At 51.6% G+C, this 21,472-nt stretch carries 28 protein-coding genes and 1 pseudogene; 15 read left to right on the forward strand and 14 right to left on the reverse strand.

Features of this window, described 5'->3' with window-relative positions; genetic code table 11:
• Positions 1 to 19: 19 nt before the first annotated feature.
• From ACZ49R_RS08600 to ACZ49R_RS08635, 8 genes are read left to right on the forward strand one after another with little or no spacing between them, the layout of a single operon-like run.
• Positions 20 to 1,936, forward strand: coding sequence for a nickel-dependent hydrogenase large subunit (locus ACZ49R_RS08600; protein WP_464732732.1), 1,917 nt, complete (start codon positions 20 to 22; stop codon positions 1,934 to 1,936).
• Positions 1,936 to 2,451 carry a hydrogenase maturation protease gene (locus ACZ49R_RS08605; protein WP_464732733.1) on the forward strand — a complete coding sequence of 172 codons (516 nt, stop codon included), beginning with the start codon at positions 1,936 to 1,938 and terminating at the stop codon, positions 2,449 to 2,451. The genes ACZ49R_RS08600 and ACZ49R_RS08605 overlap by 1 nt, the downstream gene beginning before the upstream one ends.
• Positions 2,438 to 2,692 carry a hypothetical protein gene (locus ACZ49R_RS08610; protein ID WP_464732734.1) on the forward strand — a complete coding sequence of 85 codons (255 nt, stop codon included), beginning with the start codon at positions 2,438 to 2,440 and terminating at the stop codon, positions 2,690 to 2,692. The genes ACZ49R_RS08605 and ACZ49R_RS08610 overlap by 14 nt, the downstream gene beginning before the upstream one ends.
• Positions 2,689 to 3,009, forward strand: coding sequence for a hypothetical protein (locus ACZ49R_RS08615; RefSeq protein WP_464732735.1), 321 nt, complete (start codon positions 2,689 to 2,691; stop codon positions 3,007 to 3,009). The genes ACZ49R_RS08610 and ACZ49R_RS08615 overlap by 4 nt, the downstream gene beginning before the upstream one ends.
• Positions 3,002 to 3,400 (forward strand): CopG family ribbon-helix-helix protein, encoded by a 399-nt coding sequence (locus ACZ49R_RS08620; RefSeq protein ID WP_464732736.1) that lies wholly within the window; start codon positions 3,002 to 3,004, stop codon positions 3,398 to 3,400. The genes ACZ49R_RS08615 and ACZ49R_RS08620 overlap by 8 nt, the downstream gene beginning before the upstream one ends.
• A 29-nt stretch (positions 3,401 to 3,429) precedes the next feature.
• Positions 3,430 to 3,840 (forward strand): hydrogenase maturation nickel metallochaperone HypA/HybF, encoded by a 411-nt coding sequence (locus ACZ49R_RS08625; protein ID WP_464732737.1) that lies wholly within the window; start codon positions 3,430 to 3,432, stop codon positions 3,838 to 3,840.
• A complete protein-coding gene (locus ACZ49R_RS08630; RefSeq protein WP_464732738.1) occupies positions 3,837 to 4,562 on the forward strand; it encodes a P-loop NTPase in 726 nt (241 codons plus the stop codon). Before ACZ49R_RS08625 ends, ACZ49R_RS08630 begins: the two co-directional genes overlap by 4 nt.
• Positions 4,559 to 5,155, forward strand: coding sequence for a hypothetical protein (locus tag ACZ49R_RS08635; protein WP_464732739.1), 597 nt, complete (start codon positions 4,559 to 4,561; stop codon positions 5,153 to 5,155). Before ACZ49R_RS08630 ends, ACZ49R_RS08635 begins: the two co-directional genes overlap by 4 nt.
• Positions 5,156 to 5,531: 376 nt before the next feature.
• Here the strand turns inward: ACZ49R_RS08635 and ACZ49R_RS08640 are convergent, their stop codons facing one another.
• Positions 5,532 to 5,678, reverse strand: a complete 147-nt coding sequence (locus tag ACZ49R_RS08640; RefSeq protein WP_464732740.1) for a PaREP1 family protein — start codon at positions 5,676 to 5,678, stop codon at positions 5,532 to 5,534.
• 161 nt (positions 5,679 to 5,839) lie between these two features.
• On the opposite strand from ACZ49R_RS08640, the gene ACZ49R_RS08645 reads away from it, so the two are divergent.
• Entirely contained in the window at positions 5,840 to 6,901 is a 1,062-nt protein-coding gene (locus ACZ49R_RS08645) for a radical SAM family protein (protein ID WP_464732741.1), read from the forward strand.
• Between the two features lie 69 nt (positions 6,902 to 6,970).
• On the opposite strand, the gene ACZ49R_RS08650 is transcribed toward ACZ49R_RS08645, so the two are convergent.
• Positions 6,971 to 7,288, reverse strand: coding sequence for a winged helix-turn-helix domain-containing protein (locus ACZ49R_RS08650; protein WP_464732742.1), 318 nt, complete (start codon positions 7,286 to 7,288; stop codon positions 6,971 to 6,973).
• A complete protein-coding gene (locus ACZ49R_RS08655; protein ID WP_464732743.1) occupies positions 7,285 to 7,488 on the reverse strand; it encodes a hypothetical protein in 204 nt (67 codons plus the stop codon). The genes ACZ49R_RS08650 and ACZ49R_RS08655 overlap by 4 nt, the downstream gene beginning before the upstream one ends.
• Positions 7,489 to 7,966: 478 nt before the next feature.
• Between ACZ49R_RS08655 and ACZ49R_RS08660 the strand changes: the two are divergent.
• Positions 7,967 to 8,556, forward strand: a pseudogene (locus ACZ49R_RS08660) (zinc ribbon domain-containing protein); the annotation flags it as partial.
• Positions 8,557 to 8,566: 10 nt separating this feature from the next.
• Positions 8,567 to 8,929 (forward strand): hypothetical protein, encoded by a 363-nt coding sequence (locus ACZ49R_RS08665; RefSeq protein WP_464732744.1) that lies wholly within the window; start codon positions 8,567 to 8,569, stop codon positions 8,927 to 8,929.
• A gap of 7 nt (positions 8,930 to 8,936) precedes the next feature.
• Here ACZ49R_RS08665 and ACZ49R_RS08670 read toward each other — a convergent pair whose 3' ends face one another.
• Complete coding sequence (locus ACZ49R_RS08670; RefSeq protein ID WP_464734115.1) at positions 8,937 to 9,677, reverse strand: hypothetical protein; 741 nt, start codon at positions 9,675 to 9,677, stop codon at positions 8,937 to 8,939.
• Positions 9,678 to 9,975: 298 nt separating this feature from the next.
• On the opposite strand from ACZ49R_RS08670, the gene ACZ49R_RS08675 reads away from it, so the two are divergent.
• A complete protein-coding gene (locus tag ACZ49R_RS08675) occupies positions 9,976 to 10,536 on the forward strand; it encodes a hypothetical protein (protein WP_464732745.1) in 561 nt (186 codons plus the stop codon).
• Between the two features lie 190 nt (positions 10,537 to 10,726).
• Here the strand turns inward: ACZ49R_RS08675 and ACZ49R_RS08680 are convergent, their stop codons facing one another.
• Positions 10,727 to 11,968: an ATP-binding protein gene (locus ACZ49R_RS08680; RefSeq protein WP_464732746.1), complete on the reverse strand. Its 1,242-nt coding sequence runs from the start codon at positions 11,966 to 11,968 to the stop codon at positions 10,727 to 10,729.
• A gap of 801 nt (positions 11,969 to 12,769) precedes the next feature.
• Here ACZ49R_RS08680 and ACZ49R_RS08685 point away from each other — a divergent pair.
• A complete protein-coding gene (locus ACZ49R_RS08685) occupies positions 12,770 to 13,798 on the forward strand; it encodes a putative sulfate exporter family transporter (RefSeq protein WP_464732747.1) in 1,029 nt (342 codons plus the stop codon).
• A 34-nt stretch (positions 13,799 to 13,832) separates the two neighbouring features.
• Here the strand turns inward: ACZ49R_RS08685 and ACZ49R_RS08690 are convergent, their stop codons facing one another.
• The 3 genes from ACZ49R_RS08690 to ACZ49R_RS08700 all read right to left on the reverse strand — a co-directional run bounded on the left by ACZ49R_RS08690 (position 13,833) and on the right by ACZ49R_RS08700 (position 15,834).
• Positions 13,833 to 14,072 (reverse strand): hypothetical protein, encoded by a 240-nt coding sequence (locus tag ACZ49R_RS08690; protein ID WP_464732748.1) that lies wholly within the window; start codon positions 14,070 to 14,072, stop codon positions 13,833 to 13,835.
• A 117-nt stretch (positions 14,073 to 14,189) separates the two neighbouring features.
• Positions 14,190 to 14,462, reverse strand: coding sequence for a hypothetical protein (locus ACZ49R_RS08695; RefSeq protein WP_464732749.1), 273 nt, complete (start codon positions 14,460 to 14,462; stop codon positions 14,190 to 14,192).
• 193 nt (positions 14,463 to 14,655) lie between these two features.
• Complete coding sequence (locus ACZ49R_RS08700; RefSeq protein WP_464732750.1) at positions 14,656 to 15,834, reverse strand: PLP-dependent cysteine synthase family protein; 1,179 nt, start codon at positions 15,832 to 15,834, stop codon at positions 14,656 to 14,658.
• Positions 15,835 to 16,153: 319 nt separating this feature from the next.
• Here ACZ49R_RS08700 and ACZ49R_RS08705 point away from each other — a divergent pair, with 319 nt between their 5' ends.
• Both ACZ49R_RS08705 and hepT read left to right on the forward strand, forming a co-directional pair.
• Entirely contained in the window at positions 16,154 to 16,549 is a 396-nt protein-coding gene (locus tag ACZ49R_RS08705) for a nucleotidyltransferase family protein (protein WP_464732751.1), read from the forward strand.
• On the forward strand, positions 16,524 to 16,943 hold the full coding sequence (gene hepT / locus ACZ49R_RS08710) for a type VII toxin-antitoxin system HepT family RNase toxin (RefSeq protein WP_464732752.1): 420 nt from the start codon (positions 16,524 to 16,526) through the stop codon (positions 16,941 to 16,943). Before ACZ49R_RS08705 ends, hepT begins: the two co-directional genes overlap by 26 nt.
• Positions 16,944 to 17,175: 232 nt before the next feature.
• Here hepT and ACZ49R_RS08715 read toward each other — a convergent pair whose 3' ends face one another.
• Genes ACZ49R_RS08715 through ACZ49R_RS08740 form a run of 6 tightly spaced genes read right to left on the reverse strand, consistent with a single transcriptional unit; the run spans position 17,176 to position 21,446 of the window.
• Complete coding sequence (locus ACZ49R_RS08715; protein WP_464732753.1) at positions 17,176 to 17,727, reverse strand: hypothetical protein; 552 nt, start codon at positions 17,725 to 17,727, stop codon at positions 17,176 to 17,178.
• A complete protein-coding gene (locus tag ACZ49R_RS08720; protein WP_464732754.1) occupies positions 17,699 to 18,877 on the reverse strand; it encodes a glutamyl-tRNA reductase in 1,179 nt (392 codons plus the stop codon). Before ACZ49R_RS08720 ends, ACZ49R_RS08715 begins: the two co-directional genes overlap by 29 nt.
• On the reverse strand, positions 18,874 to 19,980 hold the full coding sequence (locus tag ACZ49R_RS08725) for a cytochrome c biogenesis CcdA family protein (protein ID WP_464732755.1): 1,107 nt from the start codon (positions 19,978 to 19,980) through the stop codon (positions 18,874 to 18,876). Before ACZ49R_RS08725 ends, ACZ49R_RS08720 begins: the two co-directional genes overlap by 4 nt.
• Positions 19,977 to 20,519 (reverse strand): hypothetical protein, encoded by a 543-nt coding sequence (locus ACZ49R_RS08730; protein WP_464732756.1) that lies wholly within the window; start codon positions 20,517 to 20,519, stop codon positions 19,977 to 19,979. Before ACZ49R_RS08730 ends, ACZ49R_RS08725 begins: the two co-directional genes overlap by 4 nt.
• On the reverse strand, positions 20,509 to 21,078 hold the full coding sequence (locus ACZ49R_RS08735) for an ATP-binding cassette domain-containing protein (RefSeq protein ID WP_464732757.1): 570 nt from the start codon (positions 21,076 to 21,078) through the stop codon (positions 20,509 to 20,511). Before ACZ49R_RS08735 ends, ACZ49R_RS08730 begins: the two co-directional genes overlap by 11 nt.
• Positions 21,075 to 21,446, reverse strand: a complete 372-nt coding sequence (locus tag ACZ49R_RS08740; RefSeq protein ID WP_464732758.1) for a hypothetical protein — start codon at positions 21,444 to 21,446, stop codon at positions 21,075 to 21,077. Before ACZ49R_RS08740 ends, ACZ49R_RS08735 begins: the two co-directional genes overlap by 4 nt.
• Between the last annotated feature and the right edge of the window lie 26 nt (positions 21,447 to 21,472).

The following is a 21,472-nucleotide window of genomic DNA, read 5'->3' on the forward strand; positions in this document are numbered from 1 at the left end:
TCGCCTACATACGTTCTTTATGTCAACTATAAAAATATGGATTGATCCTATTACGCGTATTGAGGGTCATTTAGCCTTATATGCAGAGATAAACTCAAACACTAGAGCTGTACAAACTGCCAAAACCACAGTAATGATGTTTCGCGGTTTTGAAGTCTTTCTAAGGGGGAGGCCCCCCGAGGATGCTCCACATATAACATCACGTTCATGTGGTGTCTGCGGCGCTGCACACGCCAATGCCTCTGTAAGAGCATGTGACGCAGCGGCTGGCATGACTCCATACCCCATGGGAAATGTGTTAAGGAGTCTGGCCTATGCCATGACAGACTACATATATGACCATCCGTTAATTTTAAACATGTTAGAGGGGCCTGATTATAGCGAGATCATTGTAAGTAAATTAACTCCCACTGTTTGGAGAATTGCCCAAGAGACGCCGGCTAACTATACAGCCATACACGGCTACCGCACTATTGCAGATATTATGCGGGATCTTAACCCGGTTACTGGTAAAATTTGGCAATTAACAGTCAAGTACCAGAGAATTGCAAGAGAGGCTGGAATCTTAATCTATGGTAGACATGCCCACCCCTCTACACTAATCCCCGGTGGTATATCGACCGAGATTACAAACCTTCCGTCTTTATTCCAAGAATATTACGTTAGGCTTTCGCAATTGACAGCTTGGGTTAAGTTCGTCTGGGCCATCTGGCAAGACCTTTACGAGTTCTACCGCGACCACGTAACTACGCCAGACGGGAAGCCCTACGCCACTACCCAAGGCAAGACCCACGACCCGCCGGTGATGCTTGCCGGCGGCTTCGCAGACGATCCCGAGGTATACAGTAACATCACTGACGAGGCGAAGGGCGACTGGAGGGAGCTTTACGCAAGGCTTGACCAGGCCTACAACGCGAGGGGCGAGAAGCCGGGCTTCGCCATTGGCCACGATATATACAGCAAGAACCCGACGGAGATCCAGCTCGGCTATGTGGAGTTTGCAGACTCCTCTTTCTACGAGGACTGGGTGAAGAACAATGTGGCGCCGCCCACCGGCTGGATAAAGGAGGACCCCATAGGCCGGCCGTTGGCGAATGGTACAGAGCTCTACAAGTACCACATGTGGAATAGGACGACTATCCCGAAACCTGGCGCCATTAACTTCGCCGAGAAGTACAGCTGGGCGGCTGAGCCTAGGCTTGTGCTTAAGGACGGTCGTATCGCGCCTATTGAGACTGGCCCCATCTCGCAGCTGTGGCTTGACACGCTACACGCCACGAAGTTTGAGCTAGCTGGCTTTAAGGCCTGGGAGTCCAACGGCAGTCAGATGAAGATCTATCTCCCCGGCGGGACTGTGGCACCTGACCTGCCACCTGGCACAAAGGACGAGCTTGTCATTACGTGGAATTTGCCCAAGTACTCGACGACGTTTGAACGTCTGCTGGCCCGCGCGGTTCACCTCGCCGTGGTGAACGCCATAGCCTGGGCCAACCTGCTGTATGGCCTCCAGTTGGTAAATGCCGGGAAGGTGCAGACCTCTAGGCCGTGGAGCTATGGCAAGTGGCCCGACTTTAGCTACAGCTTCGGCTGGTGGCAGGTGCCCCGCGGCAATTGTATGCACTGGCTCGTGCAGAGGGGCGGAAGGATCGTGAACTACCAGTACGAGGCTCCGACGACGCCCAACGTCAGCCCGTCTAACAACCGTTGTACCGACCCGTGGAAGGGCCAGTGCGCCGGGCCGTTCGAAATGTCTGTACGGAACAGCGTGGTGACGGAGGAGCTCCCGCCTGACCAATGGACTGGTCTCGACCAAGTGAGGGCGATCAGGAGCTTCGACCCCTGTCTGGCGTGTGCTGTACATTTTGAGGCCAAGGGCGAAGGGGGCAGAGTTATGAACGTAATCGAGAAGGTGATCTGGAATGCTTGCGCCATTTAATGCTACTAGTCGTCGGGCTGGGCAACGTAGTCTACGGAGACGACGGTTTTGGTAGTTGTCTAGCTCAAGTCCTCTCACATTATAACGATTTTGTTTTTGATGGAAATGCCCACGGCATAGGCGTTTTAGGAACCTTAGCGGATTACGACATCTTAGTTTTTCTAGACATAGACGTTAGATTGCCCCCTGGTGCTGTAGCTATAGAGAGAGTCGAGGGCTCTCTTACTCTCCAAGAGACTAGGCTTATAGATGCCCACAGGACGCCGCCTTCTTTACTTGTCGGTTATCTCAGGGCGATGGGGCGAGATCCCAAGGCCTATATAATCGCGGCGGGGCCTAAGACGCTCGAGCCGTTTTCTCCGCCGTCGCAAGAGGTTATAAAGGCTGTACCTATTGCAGTAGAGGAGTTAAAAAAACTGCTTGCTCAATTTGGCGTCGAACTTAAAATTGGAGAGAATGTGGTAGAAGAGTTTAAAAACTGCTACCGCAGAGCATTGAGGTATGAGCGAGTTTAAAGAAATTGGTAAGGCTCTTGGCATCTTGAAGAAAGATCTCCTAGGCCCTGTAGAAGAAATCCTTAAGCCTGCCCAAGAACTGTTTTCTATATTTACAAAGCCTTTGGAGGACGCCCTTAGAGACATAATAGGCGAAGTGGTATATAGACAGTTAACTACCTTTGGCGAGGCTCATGAACTTGATTCAAATGTCGACCCGGCTAAATTGCTTGAGACTATAAAACGCCAGTTGAGGGTATGACTGTGTTTAAAATGGACGATGGCGTTGCGCCTCGGGATTTAAAAATTGACGTTATTACAGAGGGCCTTAGGGAGATTAGAAAGATGTATGTTGAATGTATTTCACGGAGTAAGCCTGGGATATGTTACGCCAAGGCGGCTGGCGAATTAATATCTATGTTTGGCTCTCTACTTCTAAACGTTTGGCACGACCAAGAGCTTAGGTATTTCGTCTTGAGGGGGGCAGACGGCGTTTTATTTGCCTATGACGCAGAAACTGGTAAATATGTCACTTTGGAAATTGGGAAAGCCGTCCAAGTGTTGTTGAACTATGGTTAGGAGAATTTCGATAGTTTTAGACGACGAGCTTTATAAAGAGATGGAGAGATATATGACTGAAATTGGCGAAGTGAACCGCTCCCGTTTTATAGCTTCGCTCATAGCCGAGAAGGTGGGAGAGGCGGCTAAAACGCCTGTCGCCTCGCTTATAGCTATTGTTTACGACCATGAAGTTGGAGATGTGGCGAAGCACCTAACCGAGGTTCAGCACGACTTTAACGATATTATTAGAGTGGCGACACACGTTCACTTAGACGAGAGAAATTGTCTAGAGGTGATACACGCCGTTGGAGATACGCAGAGAATCAGGGAGCTCACCTCGAGAATCTCTAGAATCGGCAGGGGGATTCGCTATCTTAAAGTGGTAAATATTCCGAGGGAGGCTCTATAATACTTTAATATAGGGAACGTCTCTTTCCCGTGCACGAATGGTCACTTGCGCTTTCTGTAATTCAAACTGTAGATAAATGGGCGAGAGAACACAATGTAGAGGTTAGAAAGATCTCTCTTTCTGTGCCCATAGTGTCACAACTAGACATTTCCATATTGAGAGAGGCTTTTGATATGCTTAAGAAAGAGTCTAGACTTGAAAAAGCAGAGCTGGAGGTAAAAGTTAGGACTCCCAGATATAGATGTAGGGCATGTGGCTATGTGTTTGGTCATGAGGAGGTGGCCTCTCAGATAGAGGCTTTAGTTGGGAAATACGGCGAGGAGTACCCCCTACATCTCGTGCCTGAGTTGCTCCCCGCGTTTGTAAAATGCCCAAAATGTGGCTCGCATGATATTGAGGCAGACCTCTCAATACAAGTAGAACAGATTGAGACAGTATGAGGCCTCTTTTGGAGAGGGCCAGGGACAATCTACGTGACAAAGAGGTAGTAGCTGTAATGAGTGGGAAGGGGGGCGTTGGGAAGTCTACAGTAGCTACACTCCTAGCGTTCCTCCATAAGGACACCGCCTTGATAGACCTAGACATATTTGGCATGTCTATCCCAAGGCTCTTCGGCGTTGTGGGTAGATTACACGAGGTTGAGAAAGAGGGCATTAAGCCTTTTGAAATAGGCGGTGTAAAACTGTTTAGTCTCGGCGGCGTAGTAGGCGATAGATATGTAGTGCTCCCCGGCGCCAATGAGGGAGGGGTTGTAGAGGCTCTCCTCGCCTTTGCCGACTTAGACGGCGTGAAGAGAGTCGTTATAGATATGCCGCCGGGCATGGGGGAGGCTCTCCTAGCCCTAGAGAGAGTCGCCAAATTTAAGCCTGTCCTTGTGTCGACGCCTTCAAAAATGTCTATAAAAGTCGTCGGACACCTCGCAGATTATCTATCTGAAAGAGGGGTCAAGCCTCCCCTCTTTGTTTTAAATATGGCATATGTCGAATGTGGCGGGGTCAAGGTCTATCCATTTGGCCGGGGAGAGGAGGCTAGACACTTCGCAGAGCGTCTCGGCTCTACCATAGTGGAACTACCAATAGACCCCGACTTCGAAAATTATGTTGGAAAAATACATGAGTATAGAGGGCCCATATATAGAGAGCTTCAGAAAGTTAGGCTATGAGCCTTGTGTATAGTTCGTCGTATCTCTTCTGGGCTATATACGGCTCCGAGATAGACATACCGGCTTTTTTAAACAAGCTTGTGGGGCTTGGATACGAGGTGGGGAAGGCGTATTATAGATCTGGTTCTATCCAAGTGGAGCCGTTGCCCGGCGGCTATGCGGCCCGGAGAGTGTATGAAGAGGGGGAGGTCAAAATTTATATAGACACGGCGAGATGGGCTGTGGGCACGTCTGGCGATAATTACCAACTCACTATGAGGGGCGTTGCCGATATCTCCAGGGCTTTTATAGAGCTGTCTTTTCCAGAGCCTCCCAGGACGGAGTTTCACACATCCATAGGGCTAAAAGCTGAAAATTGTAGAAGACAAACTGTAAAAATTGGCGATGTGGAAATGGCGGTAGACGGCTATATACTTACGACTGGCCAACCACAGGGAGGAGAGGGGATTTATATAGCTATCACACCTACAGGAGGCGGAAGATATATAGCCTATATAATTATAGGCGGAAGCTGGAGCTACGTCGTGACGTATGCAAAAAGAATAGGAGATATTATCAACGGCGCCATACACTTTTTCACATCATGTAATTAATAACCCACGTCTTTTCTCCGTCCACATCCCACCGATATCCAAGGCCGAACGGCGCGTAGCTACGTCTAAATCTTAGCCTTTCTTTCAGCCGGAGTATGACACCCCGCCCTAAAGGGCGAGACTTTTCATCAAAAATTCGACGCCTTTCTAACCTCTTGTAGAGCCTCCTCAAGTTCGTCTGACCTTGATGTGCTGTTTTAAAACCAGCTTAGCCAACTCGGCGAATAACATCGCTATGTCTCTTGCCGCTTCTTTCTCTTGATATTTTTGAATACTCGCCGCAAGGGTCAGGCCCGTGGTACTAATAGTCGTAGAGATCTAGAGCTATCGCAAAGAGAGACCAGCCCTACGTCTTCAAGCATCTGTAAAAGTCTCTTCATACCCTCTGTCGGCACCCTAGGCACGGTCCTTGGCGCAAGTTACCCCTTCTGGCGACGGCATTGAGTCTCTCTAGCTCAAGTCTCATCAACGCAGCGAGGAGAGCCTTCCACGCTTGGAAGGTCTTGCCAGCGGCATTTCTCACAAGGCCACGCTACTCAAGAGCAAGCCCCCTCCACCAAAGCCTCCAGAAGGCGGGTTGTGATATAGTCTCCGTTTGTGTGCTTTGGAAGAGGTCTCTTAAGAATCTCTGCAGACATCATATTTACTTTTAAAACTACTTAAAGACTTATGTAGGGTCTTTTTATGGAGGCGTGGCGTAGGAAGCTAGGGGTTGTCGAGAAGCTGAGGGCAATGGTAGATATAAAGAGGGTAGAGCGTGATCACCATGCCAAAAGGCCGCCCAGGCCTTGCGGGATCACCATCCACACGGGGGTTGGGTGCCCCCTGGCCTGCGCCTACTGCTATATCTACGACATGGGCTTCCCCGGCTCCGTGAGGCCGTACCCCCTCACGCCGCTGGAGATGGCCTACGCCATAGCCGCAAACCCCCACGTCGCCGTGGGGGAGTGGGGCACTCTGGTGGCTGTGGGCTCCGTCACAGAGCCCTTTCTCTCCGAGACCAGGGAGCTGGCCTTGGACTATATCGCGGCTGTCGTGGAACATCTAGGCAACCCCGTCCAGGTGGCGACGAAGTACCCCCCTCCACTGGAGCTCGCCAAGTATAGGGCAGACGTCTTAGTCAGCATGACAGACGTGGAGGGGAGGTTGGAGCCGAAGGCGCCTAAGCCCGTGGAGAGGATCAGAGGCGCCGGGGAGCTCGTCAAAAGGGGCGGCTCGGCCACTCTCTTCGTGAGGCCGATAGTGCCGGGGGTGACCGACCGCGACCTAGAGCGGCTTCTGGCCTTGGCGTGGGACGCAGGTATTAGGCGCGTGGTGTTCGGCACGCTACGGGCTACGCCGGCTATTGCTACCAGGCTTAGATCCTTTGGCGTAGATATCACGCCGTATATACGCAGACTAGAGGAGGGGAGGCAGATCCCAATAAAGTACCCGAAGGAGAGACTGGTGGAGACAGCGAGGAAGTGGGGCTTCGAGGTGCTTCCCGCCTCTTGCGCCTCTAACATCCTCGCCCATGGCCAGAAATGCGCCCTGTGTAGCTGGGGCCCATGCGGCGGCGTCCCAGAGGTAGACGTGGAAGACGTGCGAGACTTCCTAGAGTACCGGGGCTACAAGGGGGCCGACCCCCACTTCGACGGCAGGCGGGTCGTGGTTAAGGTAAGGCTGAAGCGGGGGGATAAGATCTTCCTGGAACAAGCCCTCAGGGTGCCGGTGGTCAGCCAGGGGAAAGCACGTCATCTGTCGTAAACGGGTCGCCTCATCACAAATATATTCAGCCAGTTAAATTAAAAGATGATGAGTTTTGGTCGTTCAGAACTATGACGACTCTTCCTGCGGCTGATATATACGTTTTACTATGTATCGTCTTATGATGTCTTTTCCTTTGTCTATGATTTTTGCCACGGCTTTAACTCCCCTCTCGGTGATCGCCCTTCTGTACTCTATGTAGCCCTCTCTGGCGAGGATCTCCAGGTGTTTGTGGAGAGTGCTCTTGGGGATGTCAAACGCCCTCTGGAGGTCAGCGAAGGTTATGTAGCCGTCTACTACATACAGGGCGATTAAGATACCGAGTCTCACGCCGTTTGAAAGAGCTCTATCTCTAAGGATCTCCATTAATCTGTCGAGGTCTGTCATGAGACGACCTCGAAGAGGGATTTGACTCCGGCGTATATCCAAATCAGCGAGAGGACGTAGAAAAGCACCTCGGCGAGGAGGGCCGGGAAGAAGGAGATTAGAGCTAGGTGGTCGAACCACATGGCCTTTGCCTCAGCAATTCTAAAGAACTGGTAGGTGAAGTAGGCCACACCGGCGGCGGTATTCGACCTCAACGACAACAGAGACAATGCGCCGCTGATATGGGCTAAAAAGCGCTACTGGGAGCTCCTCCAGAAACAACCCGTTTTTTCCTCCACACTGGCGACCATCTTACTTTTAACCTCGTAACTGTTTCACATTCATGAGCCACGTCCCCGGCCCTGGGGCCCGGCGACTAGGGGGCACAGCCAGTCCCTAATGACCCGGGTCCCCTCGCCCGCGGCCGCCTTCGGGCGTCTCCGCAGGCAGGCCCCAAGCCCCCCGGAGAGGGCCGGGAGCCACAAAGGGGGGCTAGGTAGCTGCCAGAATAAGCAATAGATTCCTAAGGAGAGATATCAGCATTATCACGACTACGAAGTAAAGAAGAGGCAAGAGCCATAGTCTCGTGTCTCGGCGTGGCGTAGGGAGAGAAGCTTGTATGGCCTGTGCAAAACTTGTTGATCTACGCCGTGGGTGTTGCAGTGGCGGTCATTGACACAGCCCTCGAGATGAGGTGTTCCCCAAGTCGGGTTGGGGAGGTACTTCGTACAGCAAGCTAAGGTGTTTTGGCGCGACGCAGTGTTCTACAGGGCGGTTCCGTTAAACGTTCAGTTGAGAATTGAGGACGAAAGAGATACGAGTAAGGCGGTCTTTGTCGACCTAAAGAATGGCGTAGTCAGAGTGCGGAAGTTGGGCATACCGCCTTTCGCTGTCGAGTTGAAGAAGGGCGACATCTCTTGGATAAGAGAGAGACTACAGGAAGACGCCAAACTCAAGTTGGCGTTTCTCGGCGTTGAGAAGAGAGGTGGTGAGAAGGAGCCAACATACGGCGGCCTATATATCGCCCTGGTGTTCGCTAGAGAGGTGACTCCGGTGAAGCCCAAGGCCATCGTCGTCGACGTCAACCGTCTTGACCACTACATAAAGGTCGGCCTCGTATTTGCGACATCGTTATAAACGCCACCTGCGAGATCATAAAGCTGGCCAGAGAGCATCAAGCCGCCATAGTCGTCGACACGGTGGAGGACGAGAGTTGCAGAGAACTGAAAGAGTGCAACGGAAACGGCATGAGGAAACACCTCCTAGACGGTCTCGGACAACTGAGGCGCTGCTAATGTCATGTTCAGCATAAGTTCCGTGCTCGGCTTGCTCACGCTAATATTAAGCTTCGTCGAGATACTTGGTTTTATTCTCCTGCCTAGAGTTAAGGCGGACCTCTTATGCAACTTGTCACTCGTCTCAGCCTACTACTTATTGCTAGCTGTAGTTGAGGTGCTCACTTACAATAACGTAATTGTCTTAATCACTTATAAGTTGATCTTACTTCCCTACTTCTTCCTCTGTCTTGATGTGAGAGAATTCACTATAGGGGTCTCGATCGTCTCGAGAGGCGCGAAGGTTGCGGAGTTTAAAAAATTATATAATCTGAGAATGTGTTTATGTTTATTGAGGATGCAGATAAAAAACTCCAGCCTCGTGTGATAATGTCTTAGAGCTTTTCGTACTCTCTACCCAGGAGCAACAGTATGCCCATCTCCTGGGCCTTTTTGCGTAGGTACTCAGCGACGTCTTGGCTCGCGAACTCAACTGCTAAGATCCTCATGTAGGTCTTTCTGCCGGTGAACCTCTCTGCCGCCCTCTCTGCCTCGAGCAGTTTTCCAATCTCCCTATCTGCCTCTTCGATGTTCCTCACCGCGATGGTCACCTCGCCGACCACCAACGGGTCGTAGCATATCAGATCCACTTCCTTAAAGCCGTCGATAGGCAACGTCACGTTGACTCTAACATCGCACTCAATCCCCCTCTCCCTAAGCAGTAGGCTGACGACCCTCGCCGTGTAGTACTCAAAGCCGCCGCCCAAAGCTCTCCGGATGTCGTCAAGGGCGCTTATGAGCCACCTAAACTTATTTTCAGCCTCCTCCCACCTTTTCTCTTCTATTTCTACGAGCTTGTTGAAGTCTTCCCTCAGCCTCTTCAGCTCCAGCTCGATAGCCTCAAACCTCCTATACGCCTCCTCCCATCTCCTGTTGTTTTCTTCCCATCTTCTGTCGTTTTCTTCCCACCTCGTTGCTTGCTCTTTGGCAAACCTATTGAAGTCCTCCCTCAGCTTCCTAAGCTCTTCAAGGACTGCGCCTAGCCCGATCAAGCCGGCGACAGCTAGCCTAAACTCCTCATCGCTCCTCAGCAGATCCAACACCACCCTCTTCAAGGCGTCGCGGTCAACGGACATCACACTTTGGTGTTGGCTCACTAAATAAATTGTTTTCCCTACCCTCTACGGCATTGTGCCCAAAGGCGCCTTTGGGGGCGGCTTGCCCGAGGCGCCCAGGCCAAGCTCCTGGCCCCAGACGGCTGGCTTTGCTCCCAACTCCTAGAAGAGTAGTGTAGGCGGTGGCGGCGAGGGAAGTGTGGTGTAGGGGTATTGCGCCAGATTGCGCAGATACACAGCGGAAAGTCAGATCTCAAGGGGCCCTCTCTGCCCTTAGCAAGGGCGTCTTCAGCGTGTAGAGAGCCGCCGGGGGCGGTCGGTGGGGCGTAATTGGCGAGTAAAGCTCTGCGTTTTCAACGCAGGCTGGCTCGATGGCGTTGTAATCACGGTGGTCGCTGCTGTGTCTATATCCCTGTTGTACTCCATGATCTACAGCACTGCGGCTGTGCCCTATCTGCTCCGCTTCGGGAGACTGAGGCCGTTGAAATACGTGGCCTCATACTACGGCGCGATGTTTACTACAAGTCTCATCTTGGTGGCGGCGGTTGGGGCGGCTAACTGGTTGCTTATGTGGCGCAGCTTAAACGACAGCGGGATCTCGGTCTCTCTAGCCGACGTCGCTCCAAAGGACGCGCTGGCTCTGCTCCATACGGCCGGGGCGGTGGCTGTGTTTACTGCGTTTGCGACGGCTCTTCTGTTCCTCCTATCTCTCTTCGCGTTGATGGCTGTTAAGGCGGCCAGCTGGCTCCCCTTCACCCCGCTGATCTTCAACATGCTTTCTACTTCAGCTATCTCTATGTGGAGCAGAGCCCTCTATCTCTTGCGGCCAACCTATTCACGGCGGCCCAGGCCCTTATTATCACGGCATACGCCGGGCTAGAAAGGCCGTACGCCGCCATTGCGAGTTCAAACACCCTGGATGTGCCCGCCTGGGCGCTGGCGGCAAGCATCTCGGGGTGGGCCGCCGCGTTGAGCCTAGCCGCGGCGCTTTTGGTCTCGAAGGTGAGATACGCCCCTCCCGAGCTGTTGAGAGAAGGGATCTGACCCTCCGCCGCCTGGCGGCCTAGTCGCTAGGTAGAGGCCGGCGACTTGGCCCAGCCGCCTAACAGCCACTGCCAGAGCGGCACCGCGTCGACTCTAAGGCCGCTCCGCGCGATCTGGCCCTCTAGGTCCCAGGTGATCAACAGCGGCCTTCCCCCAACGGCGGCCGCGGCCTCCGAGAACGCGTCAAGCTCCCTTCTGTCGACCTCGTCGGGCGCCGAGGCGTAGGTCACCTGAATCAAGAGGGGCGGCTCGCCCTCCACCACGAAGTCCACCTCCCTCCTCCCCCTGTAGTAGTAGAACTTCGCGCCCCTCCGGAGGAGCTCCACAGCCACTGCCGCTTCCATCTTTCTGCCGATCTGCCCCTCGGGTATGTAGCCGGGGTCCACTGGGTAGATCTTGTGGGGTTGCGTCAGCGGCGTCTTGCCGGGCCCCCACTTGGGAACGGCCACCACGTAGAAGGCCTCCTCGAGGTACTTTAGGTAGTTGGCCAGCGTCTTCTTGCTCTTCTCCAGCCCCAGGGAGGCCAGTCTCCTGTGGGCTGAAGATATGGAGAAGACGTTGCAGAAGCTGGACTCCACCATGGAGAGAAAGACCTCGAACCCCCTGGCGTCTCTGACTCTGTGTCTCTCCACGACGTCGCGGTAAACCACGGTGTCGCGGTATGTCCTCAAGAGCTCCCGCGCCAGTTGAGGCCTTAGGACGGCCTCGGGGTAGCCACCCCGCTCCAGGTACTCCCTCAGCGCGCCCAGCAGTCTGCCTCGGGAGGCCGGGGCGTGTCCCGCCGACGCCGGGATCCCCACGGCCTTTAGATACTCCCTGAAGGAGAAGGGCAGGAGGAGGCGGGATAGATACCTCCCCCTCAGCTCCGTCGGCACCTCCCTAGCGCCTAGTTTCGACGTCGAGCCGGCCACAGCCACCAGGTAGCCTCTGTCCAGCAGAGATCTAATCCACCTCCCCCAGTGAGGGACGTTCTGTACCTCGTCTAAGAGCAATAAATTGAAGTCCCCATGCTCTGCTAACGTCTTTAAAAACACACTGAAGTCCCTTGGTCTCAAGCCTACAAATCTCACATCCTCGAAGTTAATATAGAGCGACCTTCCGTGTCTCACTGCCAATTGATACAAGAGGTACGTCTTCCCCGCGCGTCTCGGCCCAATTACGGCTGTAGCCAAGCCGGTCTCCAGAGGTACCTCCAGCTCCCTCTCTACCATGGGAGGAGGCTTCCAGCTAAGCCACTCTTCAATCACCTCTCTAAAGACGCGCTCCACAAAATAGCATATACTCTAATTAAAATTTGTTTCTCACGAGAAACAACATTCTGCAGAAACTGTTTCCTATAGGAAACAAAAAGACGCCGAAACATACCACAAGTCTTGCAACATATGAGGTTTAACTCCGTCTCGGCGCTATCTTGACATGGTTAACTGGCGGCAAACTACACACTCCCTGGTTACTAGGAGAGAGTATGTAGTTCAGGGGGCTTCTCTACCACGGAGTTCACTATGTGTTCAAGTCTCTTTACCTCAAGTTCCTCCACTACCCAAGTATGTTCGGCCTAACTTGACGATCCAAAGCTCAGAGATAGAATATATAGAGCTGGATTTAGAAACATATTAAGAGAAAAGATGAGGGAGTGTGGCGTTCCGGTCATAAAGGTTGATCCGCGGGCACCTACTCCACTTGTCTGCGGTGCGGGTGGGAAGGGGGCGTAGCCGCCATGATAATCATCAAAAAGAGGGCGCTCGCGGAGGGCCGCGTGCCGTCCGGCCCCACGCCCGAGACACCCTGGGCGCTCATGACTGCGTGAGCGAGGAGGAAGTTCCTAGGCGTGTCATTGGCGATAAGCACCTAGGGACAGAGGGCTATAGACCGTCTCTAGGCAGTTTGCCTAACTCTGTGAGGGCTATATTTTTATACTCTTTGAAGATTTACATCTCTGTATATGACAAGAGCTGATCGTAGGCCTTTCTTTTCTCCTAAAACCTCAGGAGAGACTTCTTCGCAATAGCCGCCTAGGGACACTCCGACGTAGTGCAATAATCACAGGTTACAAACCTATCGCCAGCGTAGTGACTACTGAATTCGCTTTTACACTGGCGTTGTTCATAGGCATCTTAATTGGCAATCTGCCCAAATTGCCACAGTGGCTGTTGGGGTCGGCGAGGGGCGAGTGGTTTATAAAAACTGCAATTGTCCTCCTGGGTGCTAAAATCCTTTTCACAGACTGGATTAGATACGGCGGCTCAGTTCTTACAATGGTCCTAATAGGGTTCCCCCTGTTTATGTTATTGGCCTTCCCCATATTTAGACTCTTCACAAAGAACACAGACTTAAGCGTTGTTTCAGCTGTCGGCATTGGCGTCTGCGGAGTCTCCGTCTCAATAGCGGCGGCGGGCGCCATAGGGGCGCCTGCCATATACCCCACGATGGTCTCCGCTGCCATACTTATCTACGCTGCCGTCGAGTTGATAATACTGCCCTGGGTTGCGATAAGTCTTGTTAAATCTGGTGTAATATCGGAAGCTGCCGCAGGCGCTTGGATGGGCCTATCTGTGAAGACTGACGGTGCGGCGGCCGCTTCGGCAGAAATTATCGCAAGAGGTATAGGCTCAGACACGCCGCTTAAAATAGGCGTAATGAGCAAAGTGCTTATCGACATTTGGATCGGCGTGATAGCCTTTGTGCTTGCGCTAATTTGGGTATTCCTAGTCGAGCCTAGACGCGCCGCAGCGGCAACACAGAGGAAGCCGTCGCCGCTGGAGCTGTGGTTTAGGTTCCCCAAGTTCGTCCTGGGGTACTTCTTCACTAGCCTCGTGGCCTCAGCGCTTATCTTAAGCCTTGCGGGCTCTGTATATGCAAATGCTGTGAATCCAGTCGATGAGGCCACAAAGGCTGTTGTCCCCATATTGGTAGGCCGCGGTACTGACCCGTTTAGAGTTCTGCTCTTTGGACTCACATTTGTAGCTATTGGAATAAACACACGCTTCTCGCTGATGAAGCAGTACAAGGTGTGGAATCTCTTCATAGCCTACGGCATAGCGTTGCTCATTATAATAGGCGTTGCCTACCTCCTAGCCACCACCTTCTTCCCCAAATAACATGCTTTTTCACCTTACCCAACTCAAAACTCCATTAGCAACTTTTCCTTTCCTCCAAAATCTTTAAGTATGTTTTGCGGAAGAGGGGGTTCTCTAGCCGCTTTTGGACATATCTGTAGAAGTTGTTTATAAACTGGACGTGTGCTCTCCAGTAGTTAGGGTCTCCGCGGGCGGCTAGCTCGGCGAAGTACCTAAGCACCCTCAGGTTGTGCTCTAGGTTTCTCCTACGCTCCTCCTCAACCTCTCTAACGGCGTCTTCATCTGCCGCGCCCACATCTTTTCTTCGTTTAAAATACCTCGACTTGGCAAAACCGTTGAGATGACCCCTCTCCGCCCTAAAGGGCGAGGCTTTCACTTGTAAAACCTAACAGAGGCATGTCTAAACTTATACTCAAGTGACCCTGTGAGTGAAAGCGGTTGAAAACCACAGCTGGGGTCTCTCCACAAGCTCCTCCACTGAGGAGGCGTTTACAATTATATGTCGTCGGTACTCCTCGGACCCCCAACAATAATAGCCACATAGTCTGCCATGAGCACATACTCCACTTTCAGGCACTTGACGAACTCTCAAACTAGACGATTCAGTTCGCAATTCTCTCTCCAGAGATATCATCATAAACCGCACAGCACTAAATCTTTTAACCCCTCTGTCGCCTCCTTTCATTTACCTCTAGACGGTCTTCAGTTTTAAGGAAGTGGTACTTCAGTATGTCCCTTTGCAACACCCGACATCCCCGGCGGGCCTGGGGCCCTCCGGGGAGAGCTGGGGAGATGCAAGGGGGCAGTCGAAAATCTACCCATGGTTCCCCGCCCCTGTGGCTAGCTCTTGGATATCTCCTCTATGTTGTTACAAAACGTTAGTCTTTTACATATGTTGAGTAAATTTCGGTGTATTTAAGGCCGTTGTCTGGAAATATTAAGATGTAATGTCCCTCCTCTAGGCGGTCGGCTATTTTTAAGAAGGCGCTTGCCACTGCGCCGCTACTTAAGCCTATTAAAATTCCGTCTTTACGCGCCACTTCAATCGCCGCGTTGACAGCATCTTCTCTAGTTATATCTACTACGCCGTCTAGCTCTACTAAATGAACCCACTTCATCCCCGTCTCTATACGTCTAATACCTGGGATCACATGTCCAACAGCTGGCTGTACGCCGTATATTTTGACAAAGCCGCGGTACCTATTTTTGAAATAAAACGAGAGAGCTGACATATGTCCTGAAGTACCTAAGCCGCCGATTATAGCCCTGGGGAAAACCCCGGCGTGTCTCAGCTGTAGATCTAGCTCTTTAGCGGTGTATTTCAGATGTACCTCGAAGTTTCTGTCGTTTTCAAACTGGTTTAGATGGATGGCGCCGTCTCTTGCGGCCTCTCTCTCTACATCGCCTACGAAATCCACCGTCAAAGGCTTAGACACTCTAACCACCTCTGCGCCCAGCGTTTTTAGCCAAATATCGCTTGACTTCTGCGCCGTAGAGGGGAGGTAGAGCCTAGCTCTTACGCCGTGGACTGCCGCCATTGCGGCTAGAGCCACGCCGGTGTTTGTCGATGTTGCTTCGTATAATAACTGAGAGACTCTCCCCTCTTCAAGCGCCTTTGTAAACATATACCAACCAATTCTATCTTTTATACTCCAACTAAAGGGGTTATACGCCTCCCACTTAGCCCATACAGTCAGACCTCTACGCGACAGAGATCTCAGTTTAAAAAGTGGAGTAGGCCAGTTTTTATAGAGAAGCTCCACAGTGTTGTCAAACACCCTAAGGCTGGGACATGCCACATCGTCATAAAAACCTAATGTCTCCAAGGGGACGTACACCTCTTTAGATCGGCCTCTAGAAATAGGCACTCTCCTAACTCCCAATAACTTAAGCGCATGAAAAACCTCATGTCCCTCTACCACTCTCAACGCGTCATCTACGCCAATAGATTTAACAACGCCACCTTGCCTAAGGATATCTCTAGCAACGCTAAGTAAATCTGAAAGTTTATAAAAAACACCAGACTTTACAAACTCTATATTCTCTAACCAAACCATAGCCCCCTCCCCACATTAAATAAAAAACCTTAGCAAGCAAATTTTGCACACAACATCCGCTCTGCCGCTACGCTTCGCACAAGGAGTCCCCGCCCCTCAGAGCATGGAGGTGAGTCATTTCTGAGCTGACCTCCCTTTTCCACTAAGCCAGGCCGTAGAGCCGACGCAGTCCATCTATTGCCGTAAAAACGTACTCAACAGCCGTTGCCGGAGTTCGGCCTTTGCATGTTAGAGAGTCCCGGAGGACGGCCCAGCTGGCTCGTAGCTCTGACAACTGGATAAAGGTATTTGCTATATAAATTGTGTTTTTCTCTATGCTGTGGAGTCTCTTGAAAAGTGTGTGGGCGATGTGGCGGCGCGTTTTGGGCTAAGGTATGTGGTTCTGTTTGGCTCCCGGGCTGTGGGATACGCGGCGGAGTTCAGCGATTGGGATCTCGCGGTGAAGGTGGGGAGGAGGATGTCCTTCACGGAGCTTGGCCGTCTCTATGGGGAGCTTGAGAGGTGCGTCTCTGGGAGGCTAGATCTGTTGGTTTTAGACTGGGCCGACCCCATCGCGGCATGGGAGGCGCTGGGCCGGGGGAGGCTTATTTACCACTGCGGGCCCGACTGTCTCAGAGAGTACTACTGGGACGCCGCCGAGGCCTTTGATAAAACAGCCGACCTCGAGCCCCTCGTAAAGATAGTGAAAAATGCCCTCGCCAGGTCTCGCCAATAGGGCGGCTAAGGCGAAGAGAGCCCTCGAAAAGCTGAGGAGACTAGCCCAGCTGAGTTGGGAAGAGTACAGCGCCAGCGAGGACTACCAAGCCCTCGCCGAGAGGTATATGCACATCTTCCTAGAGGCTCTCCTAGACTTAGCCTCCTTCGTGGCAGTCCGGCAGAAGAGGCTGAAAGGCGCCACATATCGAGACGCCATGGAGGCCGTCCTAGACCTCATCCCACCCGAGCTACGTCCAATAGCAAAAGGCGTCCCCGGCATGAGGAACATCTTAGTGCATGGATACGCTGACGTTAGACACGACCTGCTCTACGAGACCATGAGAGAGGAGCTCGGCGCACTCGAAGCCATATTTGACGTACTGTGGCGCGAGGCAGAACAGCTAGATTGCTAACGGAAAACGTGGGGGGCGAGACATATGACAAGCGATTCGGCTCCTCCTCCAGAGGTAGTCCCGATCGGGACAGAGCCCCTTATGGAATGTTGCCCCTCGTTGCTGTAGATACATATTATGCCATTCGTTTACGCTAAAAACGCGGAATTTTTCTCAGTGATCACGAAGAAAACCGCTTCTCTGGGTCTGTCTCTCCTTCGGAGAGGTCTTTCTAAAAACACAAAAGAGGAGTTTAACAAACAACTTCCATAAGCACCGTGGCGCCTTCAACTGACGTCTTAACGCCACAGTTAAACTGTGCCAGAGCCGCCTCTGTGAAAGAGAGCCAACATTTAACAGAGCGCCTTCCTGGAAGTATAAAGACTAGATTTAACTTATTTCGAGATTTGCTAAAGTCAAACCTAGCAGTAGGTAAAAATCTAAAAGCTGCTGCTAGAGCTTTTACAAACTCTTCTATTTTTAGATCTCCAGATATAGATTTGCCAAATTTTACGCCGAGTTCTCTGACATATCTCTCTACCCATGGGTCTTCACATATATTCCACTTCTCAGCTACATATTCCAAAAGTACAAAAGGCACGGGGACGACATCAAACGCGAGAGTTCTCTCAAACAGCTTATACAGCTCCAGCGCCTCTCCAGGAGATACGCCTCTCTTGAGCAACTCCGAAGCGAGTTTCAGAGACTCTGTAGTTAGCAAAATTACAGAATAGCCTCTAGACCTAGCTAGAGAAATAAACTCCTTAGCTACAGCGCTATTGACAGGAAGCGTGGTTTTCGACATATTTCAACAGAGATATCAATTCCTCAGCTTTTTCAAACTCGCCATTTTCAGCCATAGATTTAATAACGTTGACAAGAGGCAACAAAATACGTTTTACAGTAGATTTAGCCGCCGCAACTGCTAAACCCCCGCCGGCCCTCCCGCCCTCCTCTTCTGCGATCTTAAACCACCTCTCCAACAGACCGCCGAGCTCTAGCTCAGCCCACTTCCTCCTCAGCAAAACCTCAAGCCTCTCGCTCTCCTCTTCGATAATTTTCTCAACTTTTCCCACCTCCCCCATCCTCTCTCTATTAAACTCCTCGGCGACAGGCCTAAGCACGTCGATATCTATAACCTCCACTGGAAGACCACGCGCGGTGTTTCTAGGCACGCCTAAATCGACGATACATTTAACCCTAGCGCCGGCGGGCACCTCCACAATTATAGGCTCTAGACTAGACGCTACTGTATAAACCACGTCGAACTCCTTTAGACACCTCTCCACGCTCTCTCTATTTAAAGGCCAGACCTCCACGCCGAGAGACAAAGCCCACTCTCTAGCCTTCTCCACAGTCCTATTTACCACAACTACGTCCCTAACGCCCAAATCTCTTAGCATTTTTACAATACCGCGTCCCACAGCCCCAGCCCCAATAATACAAAAAGACAGTTGCTTTAAATCAAACCTCTTCTGTAGATAGACAAGCGAAAGCGCGCCAAGCCCCCTAGGCCCTCTAGAGATATTTGTAACTGTATGCGCCCTCTTGCCCACTTGTATAGCCTTCTCAACTATAGTCTTCAGTAAGCCTCTGGTGTAGCCGGCTCTTACCTGTCTGTCAAAGGCTTCCTCCAGCTGGCCAAGTACGTCGGTCTCGCCGATCAACATAGAGTCCAGCCCAGCCGCCACACGGAAGAGGTGGCGCGCCGCCTCTTTACCTCTCAACACTTCTACATATGCGGTATAAGGCCTATACGCCTCCACAACCTCATGTATAAACTCTTCGGGGACGTCGTAGCTATAGACCTCCACTCTATTACACGTATGTAGTACAAAAATTGGAAACTTGCTATTCATACAAACCGTATGTACATTTTTAAAAACCTCCCCAAGCTCTGAAGCTGGGATAGATCTATGAGTTAAAACAACTCCAACAAATCTATCTAACATCATAACGCCGCCGCGATGAGATATATCCCAAACGCCAAAGCAACCACGCCGATAGCCCTCTCTAAACTCCTACCCCCCGATTTGCCAAATTTCACAAAGCCCCGCGTGATTAAATACACCGCGGCGGCCATACCCAGCCCGTAGCATAAAAACGCGAGAAATATAAAGAGGTAATTCCCCATAAGTGAAGAAAGAGCTAAAACAGTTGCAAAACCTGCGTAAGGCAGAATACAAGGGAGCCAAACAGCGCCAAGAGACATCCCCAACAGGAAATCCCCCGCCCCTCCCAACGCCTTAAAAGCCCTACTCTGCAGAGGCGAAATCCAAGCGGCATATTTCACATTTAGCCTCTCTGAAATTAAAAATAGGCCTAAAGCCGCGAGAAAAACCCCGCCGGCAGCCGCAACAGCTCTCTTAGCAAAAACAGCCACTAGCCCCAGTGCGGCAACCGCCGCGCCAAATAAAGCAATTGAAAACACAAACCCAGCTAACACTTTTACAAGATTACGTCTCGCAAAATGCGAAACCCCGGCGAGAGTTAAAACAGGTAGAACACACGGCGAAAAAGCAGACAACACCCCCAACGCCACAGCCGCGGCGAAAACCCCCAGCCCATATGAGACAGATGATTCAACCGGCGGCGGCCCCCGTCCCAAAGCCGTAGAGACAAACTCCTCAAAACTCTTCCTCATCCCCCGGTCGTAGCCCGTCCAGAAGCCCAAAAGCTTAATCCTCCCGCCCTCAGCCACGCCGATTAAAACAGTGGGAGTCCCCGGGATTAGAAACGTCCTCTCGCCTCTCACAGCGATATAACGAACAGCGCCGTGGTCAACATAAACCACCTGCTCTATATAAACCTCAACCGTAGAGATCGGATGAGCCGAAATATCCAAGGCGTAGAGACGGAGATTTGATAAAATAGGAGGTGGGTTGGAGAAAACCTCTTCCTCCATAATTTTACACTCTACACAAGTCGGCTGCCAGATATATAACATAAATGTGCCATTTACATCATAAGGCGACTTTACATCAACGAAGTTTAACACGCCCTTTTGTACAGCTAAAAGGCAGAAGGCAAGAAGCAGGAGATAGACAGACGGCCTCATACCCTATCAAACACAAGACTAACTAAATACCCAAGGGCGACGGCAGAGATAAATAGATACGGCTCAAGCCCAACCTCCGCCATCCTAATTAAACCCGGCAGAGAGAAGACTATAGACATGGCAGAAGCCGCGGGAGGAGGCAAGCCGCCATATACAGCAAATAAAGCACCGAGCACAGAGGCAGTAGATACGTAGAGAGACGCCAAAACTCCAAACAACACAACACCCACATCTATAAAAACAGCCGCGGCCGCAGTAGCCGCTCCGGCGACGGCAGAGACGACCACAAGCTTAGATAGATAGACTCCCCCAAAGCCCATATAGTAGACAAGGCCTTCCAAAACCCCCCTATCCCAATCCCTAATGATAAAGAGATACGACGCCAGTTGCGCGGTTAAAAAAGCCGCTAGAAAAACAGCTAGACGCCCTGCGAAAGACCCTAAAACACCAGCCGCAACGCCGGCCACAAGAATAAACACAAGCTCGTCAAGTCTCCTAAAGACAGATTTAAAATCCGCCATAACTACATCAAGAAGCATACTGAACCTCCTCAATCCTCTTCTCCTCTCCAACCCCCAGAGAAAACGGCGAAGTCAACAACACAGCCTCTCTACTCTTCAAAATATCCACAAGCTCCCCCCGCGCCTCTTCATCAAGCCCAGTGGTAGGCTCGTCGATAACTAAATTAGGCGGATCCGGCAGAAGGGCTCTCACAATGTCGACACGACGGCGCCAGCCAAAAGAAAGAGCTTTCACAGGCCTATCTAAAACTCTACAAACACCCAAGGGACACCCCACCAGTCTTACGCCAAAAGCCTTTCCAAACAGCCTTAGGTTCTCCCCCACGGTAAGCTCTGGATACAAGATGGGGCTGTGGAAAACCACCCCCAGAACTCTCGCAGAGACTCTAGGCCTAGCCCCATCTATATACACAGCCCCTCTACTCGGCTCGAGAACCCCAGCGATGATTTTCACAAGAGTAGTTTTCCCAGAGCCGTTAGGCCCAACCAACGTCACCACGCTGTTAACCCGCATCCTCACCCCCCTCAAGACCCAGACACCCCCCAACATCTTCCACACATCTACCACCTCAATCATCCCGCCGGGTTGTAATAAGCCGAGTGGCAACCTTGGAGAATAGAGGACACGGCTAAGGTCTTGTTGGCGGGGTAGTACACGCCCTCCAATACGACAGTGCCACTGAATTTAAAAACAGGGCCGTACCTCTTAACAACATCGCTATAGGGCACAACCGCAGTAATTAAGAAACCATCTCTACCCCTCAACAAAATGTAAAGCCTCCCGCCCTCCACATAGCTAGAGACGTATTCACCCGCCACCCTCACCTTCCCCCCCGCAGAGTTTTTCAAATCAGAGACGTCAAGAGGCGCGCCTACAAATAAAGACGCAACTCCAGCCGCGATAAACACCGCAAGAAGACTTAAGACAAGCGCGAGCTTATTCACGCACCATAGTATGTATTAAAAATTTA

The organism is Pyrobaculum organotrophum (assembly GCF_055384425.1).